The sequence below is a fragment of the uncultured Amphritea sp. genome (assembly GCF_937127095.1).
Taxonomy (GTDB): Bacteria; Pseudomonadota; Gammaproteobacteria; order Pseudomonadales; family Balneatricaceae; genus Amphritea.
In genome coordinates, this window is record NZ_CAKZLP010000013.1 from 1 (window position 1) to 1197 (window position 1197).

2 protein-coding genes and 1 pseudogene are annotated in these 1197 nt (G+C 51.7%); all 3 read left to right on the top strand.

Annotated features, from left to right (window positions below; translation table 11 throughout):
- The first annotated feature begins 102 nt into the window (after positions 1 to 102).
- Positions 103 to 510, top strand: coding sequence for a flagellar motor switch protein FliN (gene fliN, locus Q0499_RS03175; RefSeq protein ID WP_299195969.1), 408 nt, complete (start codon positions 103 to 105; stop codon positions 508 to 510).
- A gap of 62 nt (positions 511 to 572) precedes the next feature.
- Positions 573 to 986: a flagellar biosynthetic protein FliO gene (gene fliO / locus Q0499_RS03180; protein WP_299195971.1), complete on the top strand. Its 414-nt coding sequence runs from the start codon at positions 573 to 575 to the stop codon at positions 984 to 986.
- Positions 983 to 1197, top strand: a pseudogene (locus tag Q0499_RS03185) (flagellar biosynthetic protein FliP); the annotation flags it as partial. The gene fliO and the pseudogene Q0499_RS03185, both read left to right, overlap by 4 nt.

Genomic DNA, 1197 nt, shown 5'->3' on the forward strand with positions numbered 1-1197 from the left:
CCTATCTTTAATTGTAAACTGGGTACATCCCGTGGGAATCTGGCGGTAAAAATTATCAGCCGGACTAAAAATGATTAAACCGTTGGACAGAGCATATTACTCATGAGTGATGACGATATTGAAAATCAGGATCAGGACGATGGCCTTGATGACTGGGGCGCTGCGATGGCTGAGCAGGCTCAGGCTGAAGCTACCCAGGGTCAGACGATCGATCTGGATGAATTGAGAGATGAAGGCGCGGTATTGAGTAACCCTAGCCTGGATGTGATTCTCGATATTCCGGTTAAATTGTCGATGGAGGTTGGTCGGTCTGATATTTCGATCCGTAATCTGCTACAGCTCAATCAGGGGTCTGTTGTAGAGTTGGACCGGGTCGCCGGTGAGCCGCTTGATGTGCTGGTGAATGGCACGCTGGTTGCGCATGGTGAAGTCGTCGTGGTGAATGATCGCTATGGTATCCGGCTGACTGATGTTATTAGTCCGCAGGAACGTATAGATAAACTCAGATGACCTGGCTGCTTTTCCGCTCATATCGTTCCATTCTTTTGCGCTGGCAGAGATGCATCTTAGTGATGCTGTTTTTTGCTGGCTGCAGTGGTTTGAGTGTCGCAGCAGACGCTGAAAAAGGTGTTGTTACCGTGCCCCGAGCGGTGGTTGATCCGGTCAATGCCGGTTCAATTATGCAATTGCTGGCAGGCTTGATTCTTGTTGTTGCACTGATTCTGCTGCTGGGTTGGCTGGTAAAGCGTTACTCAGGTTTGCCAGGGCAGAATAAGGCGCTGCGGGTGGTCGCTTCGCTGCCCTTAACCACCCGGGAAAAACTGGTTCTGGTTCAGGCGGGTGATCAGCAGTTGTTGTTGGGGGTCGCGCCGGGTCGGGTTAACCTGCTGCATAGCTATGATCAGCCTTTAATTGAGCCGGGTGTGGCGATGGGGGAGTTTGCCTCGAGGCTGCAACAGGCGATAAGCCGAAAGGAATCCGAGTGAAAAGAGTATTCATTCTGTTTCTGTCGTTGCTCCTGCTTCCTGCGGTGGCGCTGTCCGCTGATCCGGGAATTCCTGCAGTCACGTTGACGAGCAACCCTGATGGCAGTGCTGATTATAGCGTGACGCTCCAGATTCTGGGGTTGATGACGCTGCTGACCTTCCTGCCAGCCATTCTGATGATGATGACCTCCTTTGCGCGGATTATCATTGT